The organism is Actinomycetospora sp. TBRC 11914 (assembly GCF_012933465.1).
Taxonomy (GTDB): Bacteria; Actinomycetota; Actinomycetes; order Mycobacteriales; family Pseudonocardiaceae; genus Actinomycetospora.
In genome coordinates this window covers 1-13,309 of sequence record NZ_JABBND010000015.1, presented here as the reverse complement: position 1 = coordinate 13,309, position 13,309 = coordinate 1, and the positions used below count along the sequence as shown (strand labels likewise).

Sequence of the window (13,309 nt, the reverse complement as noted above, 5' to 3'; positions counted from 1 at the left end):
AGAGGACCCGCATGCCCACGCACGACCTCGCCGTCGTCGCCGGCGACGGCATCGGGCCGGACGTCACCGTCGAGGCGCTGCGCAGCGTCCGCGCGGCCGCCGACCGGTTCGGCTTCGGGATCACCACGACCGACTACGACCTCGGGGCCGAGCGGTGGCTGCGCGACGGCGTCGCGCTCGACGACGCGAGCCTGGAGGGCCTCCGGCGCCACGACGCGATCCTGCTCGGCGCCGTCGGGGACCCCCGGGTGCCGCCGGGAGTGCTCGAGCGCGGCCTCGTCGTCGCGCTGCGGGTCGCGCTGCGCCACGCGGTGAACGTCCGCCCGGTGCGGCTCTACCCGGGCGTGACCAGTCCCGTCCGGGACCTCACGCCCGAGCGGTGCGACCTGGTGATCATCCGGGAGAACACCGAGGGCCTGTACGCGGGCGGCGGCTCCACCGTCCACCGCGGGACCGACGAGGCGACCGCGATCCAGACCTCGGTCACCACCACCGCGGCGACCCGGGCCTGCGTCGGCTACGCCTTCCGGCTGGCGCGGGCCCGGCGCCGGCGACTGACGCTGTGCCACAAGACCAACATCTTGGTCGAGGCCGGTGCCCTGTGGTCCGGGATCGTCGAGGAGATCGGGCACGACCACCCCGAGGTGGCGCACGACTACGTCCACGCCGACGCGATGTGCCAGCACCTGCCGCTGGCACCCGAGCGGTTCGACGTCGTGGTCACCGACAACCTCTTCGGCGACATCATCAGCGACCTCGGGGCCACCCTCCAGGGCGGGCTCGGCGTCGCGGCGAGCGGGAACATCAACCCCGCCGGGGACACCCCCTCGATGTTCGAGCCCGTCCACGGCTCGGCGCCCGACATCGCCGGCACGGGCCGTGCCAACCCGGTGGCCGCGGTGCTCTCGGCGGCGATGTGCCTGGCGGGTCTCGGCGAGCGCGAGGCCGCGCTGGCCCTCGAGGCCGCCGCCGCGTCGGTCCTCGCGGAGCTGCCCGTGGGGCCCGCCCTGGGCGACACCACCGCCGGCGTCGGGCGCCGGATCGCCGAGCGCGTGCGCGACGTCGACCCGGGCGCCGTCGTCGATCCGGACGCCTCGCTGATGACGGCGCTCAGCGCGGCGGCTCCCCGGACGCGGCGAGGTGGTGGCGGATGAGGTCGTCGACGGCGTCGTCGGGCCGCAGCCCGAGCGCGGCGGCGCGGTCGGTGGTGAACCGTGCGGGCCAGGTCCCGACGATCGCGGCGATCGCCGGGTCGGGGATCCAGTCCACGAGCCGGCCGGTGTCCCGGCCGGTGACGCGGTCGAGGGCCTCGACCATCTCGCGGGGCGTGGTGGTGATCGACGGCAGGTTCATCGCCGTCCGGCTGCCCCAGGCGGCCTCGGCGACGGCGGCGGCGCGCAGGATGCCCTCGAGCGTGCGCGGCGGGGAGGACAGCGCCACCGGGGTGTCCGGCGGGACCGGGCACGTGGCCCGCTGACCGGCGAGCGGTTCCCGCAGGATGCTCGACAGGAAGCTCGACGCTGCCGCGTTCGGACGGCCGGGCCGCACCGACACCGTCATCAGCCGGACCGAGCGGCCCCGCAGGAAGCCCTTGCGGGTGTAGTCGGCCACCAGCTGCTCGCCGATGAACTTCTGCACGCCGTAGCTGGACTGCGGGCGGGGCAGGGTGTCGTCGTCGACGGTGCCCAGCGCGGGGCCGGCCGGGTCGGCGCCGAACACGGCCAGCGAGCTGGTGAAGACGAGCAGCGGGGGACGGGCCTGGGCCCGGGCGCGTTCGAGCACGGCCCGGGTGGCGTCGAGGTTGGTGGCCATGCCGAGGTCGAAGTCGGCCTCGGCGGCCCCGCTGACCACGCCGGCCAGGTGGAAGACGGCGTCGACGTCGGGCACGCGGTCGAGGACCTCGGCGAGGGAGCCGGTCAGCACCGTCGTGCGGGGGTCGGCCGCCAGGTCGGGCGCCGGCGGGGCGAGGTCGAGCAGCACCAGCTCGTCGACCGGGGCGGGCGGTCCGCCGTCGAGCGGGACGGGCCCGGCGAGGAGGCGGCGGGCGAGGAGGGTCCCGAGGAACCCCGCCGCGCCGGTGACGACCGCGCGGTGGTGCCTCATGCCCAACTCCCTCGCGTCATGGTGACGCTAACGGGTGACCGGGGTCACCACCAGGCACCGCGGCGCATCCCGACGACGCGCGACGGGAGCGATGGTTGCGTGGGCGACCATTCGGCCTTCTTGTCGGAGGAGCAGCAGGCCGAATCGGAGCGCCCTCCACCGTGGGTGGTCGCGGGAGAACAATGGATCCCACGGGCCGTGGCCGGCCCGGAGAACCGCAGATCGTCCGCAAAGGAACCACGATGTCCTCCCCGTCGCTCGCCCGTCGAGCCGACTCCGTCCCCACCACTCCCGACGCCCTCGTGATCAGCGTCCGCACCGACGAGCGGGGCGCGCAGGACGCGGCGCGCTGGGCCGAGAAGATCACCGGCGGCAGCGCCCTCGTCGGCAGCGCCGCCCACCTCGAGGAGCAGATCGACGCCGCGTCGCGGGTCCTGGTGCTCGACCCCACGATGACCGCGGCGTGGCGCGGCTTCGGCGCCCGGGCCTCGTCACGCGAGCGCCTGCAGCTGGTGGCGCGGCTCGCCGGGCACTCGGCGAACGTCACCTGGGCCTCCACCGGGGCCCAGGCCGACCGGTGGCTCCGGGGCTGAGGCCACCCACCGGCCGCGCCCCCGTCCGCGTCGGCCGGTCGGCCCCCCGGTGGTGGGGGCCGTGTTGTGGAGCCGTACGGCGTCGGTGAAGATCGACGCTCGCAGGCCACAGCAGCGCGGCCGACCGTCCCACCGACGGAGAGGGTTGTCGCGTGCGCTCTGGTGACCGGCTCGTGGTCGCGCTGCGGGAGGCGGGCAAGGAGCTGGTGCGCGCTCCCCGCCCGGACCTCGACGCGACGCTCGACCAGATCGTGACGTCGGCCGTGGCCCTGATCGACGCCGCGGACGAGGGCGGGCTCTCCCGCACCCACCAGGTCACCGGGCGCGCCAGCCACGCGACCAGCGAGATCGTCAACGAGCTCGACCGCCTCCAGGACGAGCTCGACGAGGGGCCGTGCATCACCGCGGCCGAGGACCCGCCGCCGGACGGCCTGATCCTGGCCCGTGACCTCGCGGGGTCCGACGGCGCGCGGTGGCCGAGGTTCGCGGCGAAGGCGGTCCAGGCCGGCTTCCGGTGCCTGCTCTCGGCCCAGCTGTCCTCCGGCCGCGAGAGCCGCCGCTCCTCGCTGAACCTCTACTCGCGCACGCCGGACGCGTTCTCGGCCGAGGACGAGGTCACCGCCGGGCTGTTCGCGCTGCAGGCGGGGACGTTGATGTACGGGGCCGACACCGCCGCGGGCCTCAACCGCGCGCTGGCCAACCGCGACATGATCGGCCGCGCGAAGGGCCTGCTCATGGAGCGCTTCGCCGTGGGCGACGAAGCGGCGTTCCAGATGCTGGTCACGGCCTCGCAGGACACCAACATGAAGCTCGCCGAGGTCGCCCGCTGGCTGACCGAGGAGGCCGAGGAGCGCGCCCGCGGGGGCTCCGAGAGCGGCGACACGCCGACGCCGACGCCGCGCTGAGGACCCACCCCGGGCTCCGCGGAACCGCGGCCGGGAAAAAACTTCCGGAGGCATGTCGAACGGCGTCGGTCCCGTTCGTCGCCAGGGTGAGAGAGCGGCGACCGAGCCGCCCTCCACACCCCACCGGAGGTTCCCGTGTCCATCACCGCCCCCACCACCCGCACCGTCACCACCACCGGCACGACGACGGCCCCGGGCCTCGGCTCGCTGCTGCTGACCGGCGCGGCGGCCACCGTCGCCGCGGCCGCCGCCACCGTGGTCGTCGCGGCCGCCGGCCAGGCGGTCGGGATCAGCACGGCCGTCTCCGGCGCCCCGATCCCGACGATGGGCTTCGGCGTCCTGACCGTGATCTTCTCCGTCGTCGGGCTGGCCATCGCGGCGGGACTGCGCCGCTTCGCCGGCCGCCCGCGCACCGCGTGGCTGCGCGCCACCGTCGTGCTCACCGTGCTGTCCTTCGTGCCGGACCTGTTGGCCGACGCCGCGGTGACCACCAAGCTGCTGCTGATGGCGACCCACGTCGTCGCGGCCGCCGTCGTGATCCCCGCCGTCGCTCGCCGGCTGGCCTGACCACCACCGACGTCACGAAGGGAGACACCACCGTGCAGTACATGCTGGGAGTCCGGATCGACGAGAGCGCGCCCGCCTACACCGACGAGGAACGGGACGCCATGTTCGCCCGGGTGGGCGCGGTCAACGACGAGATGAAGGCCGAGGGGATCTTCCTCTTCGCCGGGGGACTGCTGCCCTCCGACAGCGCCACCGTGGTCCGCGTCCAGAACGGCACCACCACCATGACCGACGGGCCCTTCGCCGAGACGAAGGAGCAGCTGGGCGGGTTCTGGGTCCTCGAGCTCGACGATCTCGACGCGGCCCTGGCCTGGGCGCGGAAGTGCACCGTGGCCTGCGGCGTGCCGATCGAGGTCCGTCCGTTCGACGGCCTCGCCTGATCGGCCCCATGGACCTCACGAGCGTCTTCCGGGCCGAGTACGGCCGCTGCGTCGCCACCCTGACACGCCTCCTCGGCGACATCGGGCTCGCCGAGGAGGCCGTGCAGGACGCGTTCGCGGTGGCGCTGGAGAAGTGGTCCGAGACCGGGCCGCCGCGCAACCCGGGGGCCTGGATCGTCACGACGGCCCGCAACCGGGCCACCGACCGCCTCCGCCGGGAGTCGACCCGCGAGGCCCGCCACGCCCAGGCGCTGCTGCTGCAGGCCCCCGACGAGCCCGAGGAGGTGGGACCCGTGCGCGACGACCAGCTGCGACTGATCTTCACCTGCTGCCACCCCGCCCTGTCCCCCCTCGCGCAGACCGCGCTGACCCTGCGCCTGCTGGGCGGGCTCGAGGTCCCCGAGATCGCCCGGGCCTACGTCGTGCCGGAGGCGACGATCTCCCAGCGCATCGTGCGGGCGAAGAAGAAGATCCGCGATGCCGGCATCCCGTACCGGGTGCCCGGCGAGGCGGAGCTCCCCGACCGTCTCCCGCCGGTGCTGACCGTCCTCTACCTGATCTTCAACGAGGGCTACACGGCGACGACGGGGCCGCTGCTGCGGACCGACCTGTCGGCGGAGGCGGTGCGCCTGGCCCGCGCGCTCGCCGAGCTGATGCCCGACGAGCCCGAGGTGCTCGGGCTGCTCGCGCTCCTGCTGCTGATCGAGGCGCGGCGACCGGCCCGGGTGGGACCCGACGGCGAGCTGGTGACGCTCGCCGAGCAGGACCGCACCTTGTGGAACCGGGAGCTGATCGCGGAGGGACACGACCTCGTCCGGCGCTGCCTCCGTCGCGACCGACCCGGGCCGTACCAGATCCAGGCCGCCATCAACGCCGTCCACACCTACGGCACCGAGACCGACTGGGCGCAGGTGCTGACGCTCTACGACCAGCTCCTCGTCCTCACCCCCACCCCGATCGTCGCGCTCAACCGGGCGGTCGCCGTCGCCGAGGTGCACGGGCCCGCGGCCGCCCTCGCCGCGATCGAGGAGCTCGACATCCCCGGCTACCACCTGCTGCCGGCGACGCGCGCCGACCTCCTCGCCCGGCTCGACCGTCCCGACGAGGCTCGCGAGGCCTACGACGAGGCCGTCGCCCTCGCCGGCAACGACACCGAGCGCGCGTTCCTGCGCGACCGGCTCGCCCATCTCGCCCGCTGACACCCCTCCCCGGCGCGGATGACCTGCCCTAACGTCGTCCGATGCGCATCCTCTTCGCGAGCACCGGCGGGGCGGGGCACGTCACCCCGATGCTCCCGCTCGCGCGGGCGTGCCGGCAGGCGGGCCACGAGGTCGTCCTCGTCGGCCCGCCCATGCTGTCGTCGACGGCCGAGCGGGAGGGCCTGCGGTTCGTCCCGGGGGCGCTGCCCGACGAGGCCGAGACCGGGCCCCTCTGGGCCCGGGTCCCGCAGCTGCCGGTCGAGGAGGCGGAGCGGCTCGTCGTCGGGCAGATCTTCGCCACCCTCAACGTGCGCGCGATGCTCCCGACGATGCGCGACGTCGTGCGCCGGTGGGCGCCCGACGTCGTCGTCCGCGAGCCCGCGGAGTTCGCGTCGGCGGTGGTGGCGGATTCCGAAGGGGTGCCGTCGGTGCAGGTCGGAGTGGGGCTGATCGCCGCGCAGCAGCAGATCACGGAGCTGGCCGAGCCCGCCGTCGAGGGCTGGCGCCGTGGGCTCTCGGCGCGCATCGCGGACACCCCGTACCTGACGTTCTTCCCGCCGACCCTCGACTCCGGGCACGGGGCCGACCCGTCGCCCACCCACCGGTTCCGCCTCCCGTCGGCGGCGCCGGGCCCTCTGCCCGTTCACTGGCCCGGCGACGACCGTCCGCTGGTGTACGTCACCTTCGGCAGCGTGGCGGCGACGGTGCCGTTCGCCGCCCCGATCTACCGGGTGGCCCTGGAGGCGGTGGCCGACCTGCCGGCCCGCGTCCTGCTGACCACGGGCGAGGGCGTCGAGGACGGCGCGGTGGTCCCGTCGGGCCCGCACGTCCACGTCGCCCGCTGGGTCCCGCAGGCCGACGTGCTCGCCCAGGCCGACGTCGTGGTCTGCCACGGCGGGTCGGGGACGACGCTCGGGGCCCTGGCGGCCGGGGTGCCGCTCGTGATCACGCCGCTGTTCGCCGACCAGCCGATGAACGCCCGCCGGGTCGGCGAGCTCGGCGCCGGGGTGGTGGTCCGGCCCCGCGACGCGGGAGCCCCGTCGAGCGCGGTGGAGCCGTCGGATCTCCGGCGCGCCATCGCCCACGTCCTCGACGATCCCGCCGCGGCCGTGGTCGCGCGCGGGGTCGCCGAGGAGATCGCGGCGCTCCCGCCAGCCGACGACGCCGTCGCGGTGATCACCGCCGCCGGCTAGTGGCTCACGAGCTCCGGGGCCCTCGTGGTCTCGAGCGTGGGCGCCTCCCAGAGCACCCACGCGGCGACGTCCTCGACCTGGATGCACGTGTTCTCGGACCACTCGTGCAGCATCGACTCCGCCTCGGTGAGGTCGCAGTCGTAGCGGCGGGCGAGAACGGGCAGCGCCATCGAGGTGAGGTCGGCGGTCGGCGTAGCCATGTGGTCCTCCTGCTCGAACGGGCCCCCTGTTGCGGCCCAGGGTGACCACGTGGCGCAGGCCGAAACGGCGGCCGCGACTATTTCTCGATCCAGGAGCACCTCGGACGCCCCGGTCAGGACGGCGTCGAGGCCGTCGCGGGCGCGACCCCCGGGATGCAGAGGCCCGCCGGGGTGGACGTGCGGCCCGCGTTGCGCGTCCAGGTGTCCGCGGTGCCTGCCGTGCCGGACCCCGTGGACTCGTCGACGCAGTCGACGCCGCCGCTGCCCACCACCGCGTTGCTCGTGACGGTGACCCCCTGCGACCCGGCGGCGAGCCGGATGCCGTTGCCGGTCGAGCCCTGGACGACGTTGCTGCGGACGGTCACGCTGCGGTGGTCGTCGTTGACGGCGATCCCGGTCGTCCGGTTCCGGACGACGTTGGAGTCGATGAGCAGGTTCGTGCTGGGGGCGGAGCCGAAGGCGCCGTTGGCCGAGATCCCGGTGCCCGCGTCGCCGGAGAGGATGTTGCGGCTGATCCGCAGTCGGTCGGTGTTGCCGACGATGTAGATGATCGTGCCGTCGGCGGCCGACGGGGCCTTCGTCGCCTGGTTGCCGTCGACGACCGCGCCGTCGGCGTTGTTGACCACCGCGAAGCTCGCGTCGTCCACGCTGCGGTTGCCGCTGACGACGAGCCCCGTGGAGCGGTCCGAGGGATCCCCGATGCTGTTGACCGCGGCGCTGGCGTGACGCTCGAACAGGTTGTCCGACACCGTGACGCCGTCCGCCGCGCCGGAGGTGAACAGCACGCCGGTCCCGGCCGGCCCGACGGGACCGCTGTTGTTCGCCGTGAAGCGGTTCCGGGAGATCGTCGAGCGCGCCGGCCCGGTCGCGTTGACGTTCATGCCGTTCTGGTTGCCGCTGAAGACGTTGTCGACGATCGAGAAGGAGCCGGGCTTCGCGAAGGCGTCGATCCCGTCCCCGCCGCTCCCGGAGAAGGTGAACCCGTCGACGGTGAGCCGGTCGACCGGACCGACCGAGAACCCGGCGGTGGGGGAGGTGATCACGGTTTCCTGCGCCGCCGTCGTCGGCCGCGTCCGGGCGTCGCGCCCGTACTGCGCGCCCAGCAGCCGCAGCGCCTTCGTGATCGTGACGGGGCCGGTGTAGCGGCCCGCGCAGACGTAGACCGTGCCGCCCGGTGGGGCCGCGTCGACCGCGGCCTGGATCGTCGGGAACGTGGGCCGCGGACAGCTCGCGGACGCCGTCCCGACGACGGCCGCCCCCGCCGGCGGCGGTGCGGCCGGCGCGGCCGCGCCCACCCCCGGGACCACCAGTCCGATCGCGAAGGCCCCCACCGCACCCAGGATCCCCAGGCGCGCCGACCGTCCCCGCACCGTCGTCGCTCGCCCCACCACAGCCCCCTCGTCTGGTGTCGTCACCGAACCGTGACCGAACGCGACCCGACGACCGGAGACCGGTCCGTGGGAGCCCCGACCACGTGACCTCGGATGGGACGGAGCCTGCCGCGACGTGACGCGAAGTCGTAGCGAGTGCACCCGATCGTGGGGCTCAAGATTCGGTCGTGTGGCCTACAAAGGCGCGCGAACGCCTTTGCCGACAGCCGGTCATGGGGCGTCCCGCCGTTCCGCGAACGCTGGACGTGCTCGACGCGGCCCCCCTACTGTGACGCCTGACACGTCCACGGAGGGGCGCCGTCGACGCGAGGAGAGGCATGCGATGACCGAGCCGGGTGGGGACACGTCATCGGTGTTCCAGCTCCTGTACAGCAGCCACAGCCGCATCCCTCGGCCGGACCGTCCGACGGTCCTCGCCGAGATCTTCAGCACGGCGCGGTCGCACAACAAGGGCGCCGAGATCACCGGGGCGCTGCTGATCACCGACCACTACTTCGTGCAGGTCCTCGAGGGGGTGCAGGACGCGGTGGAGGGGCTCTACGCGCGCATCGGCGAGGACCCCCGGCACGAGCAGCTGACCATCCTCGAGACCCGCACGGTCGACGCGCGGGTCTTCCCGCACTGGTCGATGGCCCAGGTCTCGTCGGTCGGCCACGCCGACATCCCGCTGCACGTCACGCAGGGCGTCATCGCCCCGAAGTCCCCGCAGCACCTCACCACCGAGCAGCGGAACCTACTCACGACGATGCGCAACGCGATCGGCGCCGACACGGTCTAGCCGGCGGTGGTCCGGTCGAGCAGCGCGACGTCGCACACCGAGGCCCGCAGCGGTGAGCTGCCGCTGACGCGGTGTGGGCGGGCTAGCCGACGTGGGCCAGCGCGGTGGCGATGAGGTCCACGACCTCGTCGGGGTGGGAGATCATCGGGACGTGGCTCGACGCGAGCTCGACGGTCGTGGCGCCCATGCGCGCGGCGAACGAGCGCTCGGCGTCGGGCGGGATCGCCTCGTCCTCGGTGGCCACCAGGTACCAGGACGGCAGCGCACTCCAGGCGGGTACGCCCATGACGTCCTCGAGGGCGCCCGCCGCGAGCGGCTGCTGGACGGCGTGCAGGACCCGTGCGTGGGCCGGGTCGACGTCGGCCGCGAAGTGCTCGACGAAGTCGTCCTCGGGCAGCCAGGCGAACCCGAGGTCGTCGATGTCGAGGTGGGCCAGGGCCGGCGTCGGGGGCCCCTGGGCGAGGAGCTTGCCGATGGATTCGCCCTCGTCGAGCCCGAAGGCGGCGACGTAGACGAGACCGACCGCATTCGGGGCGTCCTGCCCCAGGGCCGTGACGATCTGTCCGCCGTAGGAGTGCCCGACGACGAGGGTGGGACCGTCCTGGCGCCGGAGGACCTGTCGCAGGCGCGCGACGTCGGCGTCGAGCGAGGTCTCGGGGAATTGCGGACTCGTGACGGTGTGGCCCCGTTCCTGGAGTGCTCGGACCACGGAGCTCCAGCACGAGCCGTCGGCCCATGCTCCGTGGACCAGGACGACGTTGACGCCGCTCATGCGGACTCCCCTCCACCGGCTGTCGGTCGTGACCGTCCACCGCGCCGGGCACGGATCGGTGTCGCTGCGACCTCGATCCGGTCGCGGGCCGGGCGTGAGCGTGCGGACCTCGACGACCGGTGAGCACGCGGGCGCACAGCGTGGGGAGGTGCGCGCGGGAGATCGGAACCGACGGACGAACGAGCGCACATGTGCTCGTTTCTCGGGAACGCCGTATTCCGGTCATCTACTCGTGCTCGTCGTCACGCAGTGCGATGATTTCCGGGCGCTGATGTGGATTTTCTCGCTCGTTCAGCGCAATCGCCATCCGGGGGGATCACCATGCGTTCACCTGCTCTCGTCACGGGGCTCGTGCTGTTCACGCTCCTGTCCGTGCTCGACGTCCTGTCGCCGCTCGTCTTCTCCGACGTCGGCGCGCCGCCCGCCGCGAACGTGCTGTCGGTCGTGCTCGGCGTGGTGACGTTGATCGGGCTCGCGCTCCACCTCACGCCCGGCACCCGCGACCGCGCCGGGCGGACGGGCATGTGGATCGCGGTCGTCGCCCGGGTGCTCTCGGCCCTCTCCACGGTGCCGGCGTTCCTCGGACCGGACCACGCGCCGACGTGGGTGCTGGTGACGGGCGCCGTGTTCATCGTGCTGACGATCGTCGGCGTGGTCCTGGTGCGCCCCGCCCTGGCGCGGCACCGCAGCCCGGCCGCGGATCCGGCTCCCGGCGCCCTGACCTGAGTCCCGCCGGTGCGTACGGGCCGGGTGGAGGCGTTCAGCGACGGCGTGTTCGCGATCGCCATCACCCTGCTCGTGCTCGACCTCAGCGTCCCGTCGCTCGAGGAGGCGAGGCGGAACGGGCTGTGGGCGGCGCTGGTCCACGAGTGGCCGGCCTACCTCGCCTACCTGGTCAGCTTCCTCGTCATCGGCATCATCTGGCTCAACCACCACACGATGCTGACGCTGGTCGGCCGGGTGGACCGGGTGGTGCTCTTCGCCAACCTCGTCCTGCTGCTCACCGTCTCGGTGATCCCGTTCCCGACCCGCCTGCTCGCGGACTACCTCCTCGAACCCGAGGGGAGCGTGGCCGCGGCCGTCTACAGCGCGACGATGCTCGCGATGGGGATCGCGTTCAGCGTGCTGTGGTTGACGATCACGCGCCGCCCCGGGCTGCTGGAGCGGCCCCTCGACGCGGCCACGCGCCGCGCGACGCTGCGACGGTTCGGTGCGGGCCAGGTCCTCTACGCCGCGGCGATCGCGTTGAGCTTCGTGAGCGCCGTCGCGACCCTCGCCCTGCACGGCGTGCTGGCCCTCTACTACTGCTTCGACCAGCTCACGCCCTCGGGCGGCACCGACGAGGGGTGAGGGCGGCGCCCGGCGGGGCGCAATCCTGCAGGCGCTCGACGACGAGCCCCCTCGGCCTCCAGCGGCTGACCGTGACGGGCCGGGATGCGCGGGAGCCGCGGCGAGGCGTCAGAAGTCGGGGTCGTGGTCGTAGGGGTTGGGTGGGGTCTGGGGTGCGGTGTGGGTGGTGGCGTGGGTCAGGCGGGCGGCGGTGGTGCGGGCGGGGTCGGTGAGGTGGCCGTGCTGGTTGCGGCGGGCCGCCCATGGCGGGGGTGTGCGTGGCGGTGGGGCGTGGACGAGGTCGGGGATGCTCATCGGGGCGTCGGTCGGGGCCAGGGGGGCGGGCGCGGGGTGGTACCGCGCGGCGGTGACGGTGTGGGTGGTGCCGGTGGGCGCGGTCCAGACGAAGGTGCCGGGCTCGGGCTGGGTCAGCGTCCAGTCGGGGTGCTGGTGTTTGAGCCGGTGGTGGGGTTCGCAGAGCGCGCCGAGGTTGGCGGCGTGGGTGGGGCCGCTGTGGAGCCAGTCGCGGGTGTGGTCGAGGTCGGCGCGCAGCGCGGGCCGGTCGCAGCCGGGGAAGCGGCAGGTTTGGTCGCGGGCGGTGATCCAGGCGGCGAGCTCGGCGCCGGGGTGGCGCCGGCGGCTCTCGGCGTGGGCGTGGGCGGGGTGCTCGGTGGTGGGGCGGGCGCGGGCCCGGGCGAGCGCGGCCTGGGCCTGGCCGAGGAGGGTGGCGTCGTGGCCGAGGTGCTCGGTGGGGTCGAGGTCGTCGAGGGTGTGGGTGTGGGCGGTGAGTTCGACGACTTGTTTGCGGTGCCGGCCGCGGCGCCGGGCGCCGCGGGCTCCGAGTGGGGGCAGGGTCAGGACGTGTTCGAGGTGGCCGTCGGGGTCGTAGAGCAGGAGCCGGGTGGCGGCCCCGTCGCGGGTGCGGGCCAGGAGCCGGGCGGTGGAGGCGACGACGGTGCCGTAGCCGGGGACCTCGCCGGGGCGCTGGTCGCGGCGCAGCAGCGTGGTCAGCTCCAGGCGCACCGCCACCCCGGACCGGAACGCCACCGCCGCCCCGCCCGCCCTGCCTTCCGCGCCCGGGTGCTCCCCGGGATCGTCAGGGGGAGGCTCCCCGTCCTCCAGCGACCCCGGGTCAGGCCCGACCTCGTTCGGCTCGTCCCCGTTCGGCTCGTCCCCGTTCGGCTCGTCCCCGTTCGGCTCGTCCCCGTTCGGCTCGTCCCCGTTCGGCTGGTCTCCGGTGGGCTGGTATTCGCTGGGCTCGTGCTCGGCGTTGTTGGGGCTGGTCTGCTGGTCGGGGTGCTCCGGGGTGTGGTGGTCCTGCGAGTCGCTGTGCGGCGGGTCCTCACGACCAGCGCCGTCCGCGTCGTGCGCTACAGGTCCGTGGTCGTCCGCGCCGCCGCTCGTGCTGGGCCCGCGCCCGTCGGAGCCCGAGCCGCCGGAACCGTGGCGGTAGCCATGGGGGTGGCGCTCGTCGAGGTCGCAGTCGTCGATGCCGCGTTGGTCGGCGTCGGCCTCGCCCGGAGGGCCGTCTTGCGGAGGGTTCCTGTCCGCGTCGCTCCGGCTACCAGCCGCGAGGCCGTCGTCGTCCCGGGCCTCGTCGGCACCGCCGTCGCCAGGGCCGTCGCCGGGGCCGCGGTCGGGTCCGCCGTCGCCGGGTCCGCGGTCGGGTCCGCCGTCGTCGGGGCCGCTGTCGTCGGGGCCGCTGTCGTCGGGTCCGCGGTTGTCAGGGCCGTGGTGGGGGCCGTGGTCGTCAGGACCGTCGTCGTCAGGGTCGTTGTCGGGCCCGTGGCCGGAGCTCTTGGGGGTGAGGAGTTCTTCGGTGAGGGTGGTGATGATGGTGGTGTCGTCGGCGCCGACCAGGTCGGGGTGCAGCAGCCGCAGGTAGACGTGGGCCTCGGT

At 74.3% G+C, this 13,309-nt stretch carries 14 protein-coding genes and 1 pseudogene; 10 read left to right on the top strand and 5 right to left on the bottom strand.

The window, feature by feature from the left end:
* Window positions 1–11 precede the first annotated feature (11 nt).
* Entirely contained in the window at window positions 12–1,154 is a 1,143-nt protein-coding gene (locus HH311_RS21215; protein ID WP_169185693.1) for a 3-isopropylmalate dehydrogenase, read from the top strand.
* Here the strand turns inward: HH311_RS21215 and denD are convergent.
* Window positions 1,111–2,103: a D-erythronate dehydrogenase gene (gene denD / locus HH311_RS21210; RefSeq protein ID WP_169185692.1), complete on the bottom strand. Its 993-nt coding sequence runs from the start codon at window positions 2,101–2,103 to the stop codon at window positions 1,111–1,113. The genes HH311_RS21215 and denD overlap by 44 nt on opposite strands.
* A gap of 242 nt (window positions 2,104–2,345) precedes the next feature.
* Between denD and HH311_RS21205 the strand changes: the two genes are divergently transcribed.
* From HH311_RS21205 to HH311_RS21180, 6 genes are all read left to right on the top strand, one after another.
* Window positions 2,346–2,696 carry a hypothetical protein gene (locus HH311_RS21205; RefSeq protein ID WP_169185691.1) on the top strand — a complete coding sequence of 117 codons (351 nt, stop codon included), beginning with the start codon at window positions 2,346–2,348 and terminating at the stop codon, window positions 2,694–2,696.
* A 152-nt stretch (window positions 2,697–2,848) separates the two neighbouring features.
* Window positions 2,849–3,601, top strand: a complete 753-nt coding sequence (locus tag HH311_RS21200) for an ANTAR domain-containing protein (protein ID WP_169185690.1) — start codon at window positions 2,849–2,851, stop codon at window positions 3,599–3,601.
* Between the two features lie 135 nt (window positions 3,602–3,736).
* The gene (locus tag HH311_RS21195; protein ID WP_312030299.1) at window positions 3,737–4,168 is read left to right on the top strand and encodes a DUF6069 family protein; all 432 of its coding nucleotides are present in this window, start codon (window positions 3,737–3,739) and stop codon (window positions 4,166–4,168) included.
* A gap of 41 nt (window positions 4,169–4,209) precedes the next feature.
* A complete protein-coding gene (locus tag HH311_RS21190; protein ID WP_169185689.1) occupies window positions 4,210–4,548 on the top strand; it encodes a YciI family protein in 339 nt (112 codons plus the stop codon).
* Window positions 4,549–4,556: 8 nt separating this feature from the next.
* Window positions 4,557–5,747 (top strand): RNA polymerase sigma factor, encoded by a 1,191-nt coding sequence (locus tag HH311_RS21185; RefSeq protein WP_169185688.1) that lies wholly within the window; start codon window positions 4,557–4,559, stop codon window positions 5,745–5,747.
* 41 nt (window positions 5,748–5,788) lie between these two features.
* Window positions 5,789–6,940 (top strand): glycosyltransferase, encoded by a 1,152-nt coding sequence (locus tag HH311_RS21180; RefSeq protein WP_169185687.1) that lies wholly within the window; start codon window positions 5,789–5,791, stop codon window positions 6,938–6,940.
* Here the strand turns inward: HH311_RS21180 and HH311_RS21175 are convergent.
* Window positions 6,937–7,140 carry a hypothetical protein gene (locus tag HH311_RS21175; protein WP_169185686.1) on the bottom strand — a complete coding sequence of 68 codons (204 nt, stop codon included), beginning with the start codon at window positions 7,138–7,140 and terminating at the stop codon, window positions 6,937–6,939. The genes HH311_RS21180 and HH311_RS21175 overlap by 4 nt on opposite strands.
* Window positions 7,141–7,253: 113 nt before the next feature.
* Window positions 7,254–8,471 carry a nitrous oxide reductase family maturation protein NosD gene (locus HH311_RS21170; RefSeq protein WP_169185685.1) on the bottom strand — a complete coding sequence of 406 codons (1,218 nt, stop codon included), beginning with the start codon at window positions 8,469–8,471 and terminating at the stop codon, window positions 7,254–7,256.
* Window positions 8,472–8,853: 382 nt separating this feature from the next.
* Here HH311_RS21170 and HH311_RS21165 point away from each other — a divergent pair, with 382 nt between their 5' ends.
* The gene (locus HH311_RS21165; RefSeq protein ID WP_169185684.1) at window positions 8,854–9,309 is read left to right on the top strand and encodes a BLUF domain-containing protein; all 456 of its coding nucleotides are present in this window, start codon (window positions 8,854–8,856) and stop codon (window positions 9,307–9,309) included.
* Between the two features lie 82 nt (window positions 9,310–9,391).
* Here the strand turns inward: HH311_RS21165 and HH311_RS21160 are convergent, their stop codons facing one another.
* Window positions 9,392–10,081 (bottom strand): alpha/beta fold hydrolase, encoded by a 690-nt coding sequence (locus HH311_RS21160; RefSeq protein ID WP_169185683.1) that lies wholly within the window; start codon window positions 10,079–10,081, stop codon window positions 9,392–9,394.
* 321 nt (window positions 10,082–10,402) lie between these two features.
* Here HH311_RS21160 and HH311_RS21155 point away from each other — a divergent pair, with 321 nt between their 5' ends.
* On the top strand, window positions 10,403–10,807 hold the full coding sequence (locus HH311_RS21155; protein ID WP_169185682.1) for a hypothetical protein: 405 nt from the start codon (window positions 10,403–10,405) through the stop codon (window positions 10,805–10,807).
* A gap of 9 nt (window positions 10,808–10,816) precedes the next feature.
* Window positions 10,817–11,431 (top strand): TMEM175 family protein, encoded by a 615-nt coding sequence (locus HH311_RS21150; protein ID WP_169185681.1) that lies wholly within the window; start codon window positions 10,817–10,819, stop codon window positions 11,429–11,431.
* Between the two features lie 108 nt (window positions 11,432–11,539).
* Here the strand turns inward: HH311_RS21150 and HH311_RS21145 are convergent.
* Window positions 11,540–13,309, bottom strand: a pseudogene (locus tag HH311_RS21145) (hypothetical protein); the annotation flags it as partial.

What these genes read in the sequence shown, in the direction of transcription:
- HH311_RS21215 (WP_169185693.1), top strand. Translation starts at nt 12, where the DNA reads ATGCCCACGCACGACCTCGCCGTCGTCGCCGGCGACGGCATCGGGCCG.
- denD (WP_169185692.1), bottom strand. Translation starts at nt 2,103, where the DNA reads ATGAGGCACCACCGCGCGGTCGTCACCGGCGCGGCGGGGTTCCTCGGG.
- HH311_RS21205 (WP_169185691.1), top strand. Translation starts at nt 2,346, where the DNA reads ATGTCCTCCCCGTCGCTCGCCCGTCGAGCCGACTCCGTCCCCACCACT.
- HH311_RS21190 (WP_169185689.1), top strand. Translation starts at nt 4,210, where the DNA reads ATGCTGGGAGTCCGGATCGACGAGAGCGCGCCCGCCTACACCGACGAG.
- HH311_RS21185 (WP_169185688.1), top strand. Translation starts at nt 4,557, where the DNA reads ATGGACCTCACGAGCGTCTTCCGGGCCGAGTACGGCCGCTGCGTCGCC.
- HH311_RS21180 (WP_169185687.1), top strand. Translation starts at nt 5,789, where the DNA reads ATGCGCATCCTCTTCGCGAGCACCGGCGGGGCGGGGCACGTCACCCCG.
- HH311_RS21175 (WP_169185686.1), bottom strand. Translation starts at nt 7,140, where the DNA reads ATGGCTACGCCGACCGCCGACCTCACCTCGATGGCGCTGCCCGTTCTC.
- HH311_RS21165 (WP_169185684.1), top strand. Translation starts at nt 8,854, where the DNA reads ATGACCGAGCCGGGTGGGGACACGTCATCGGTGTTCCAGCTCCTGTAC.
- HH311_RS21160 (WP_169185683.1), bottom strand. Translation starts at nt 10,081, where the DNA reads ATGAGCGGCGTCAACGTCGTCCTGGTCCACGGAGCATGGGCCGACGGC.
- HH311_RS21155 (WP_169185682.1), top strand. Translation starts at nt 10,403, where the DNA reads ATGCGTTCACCTGCTCTCGTCACGGGGCTCGTGCTGTTCACGCTCCTG.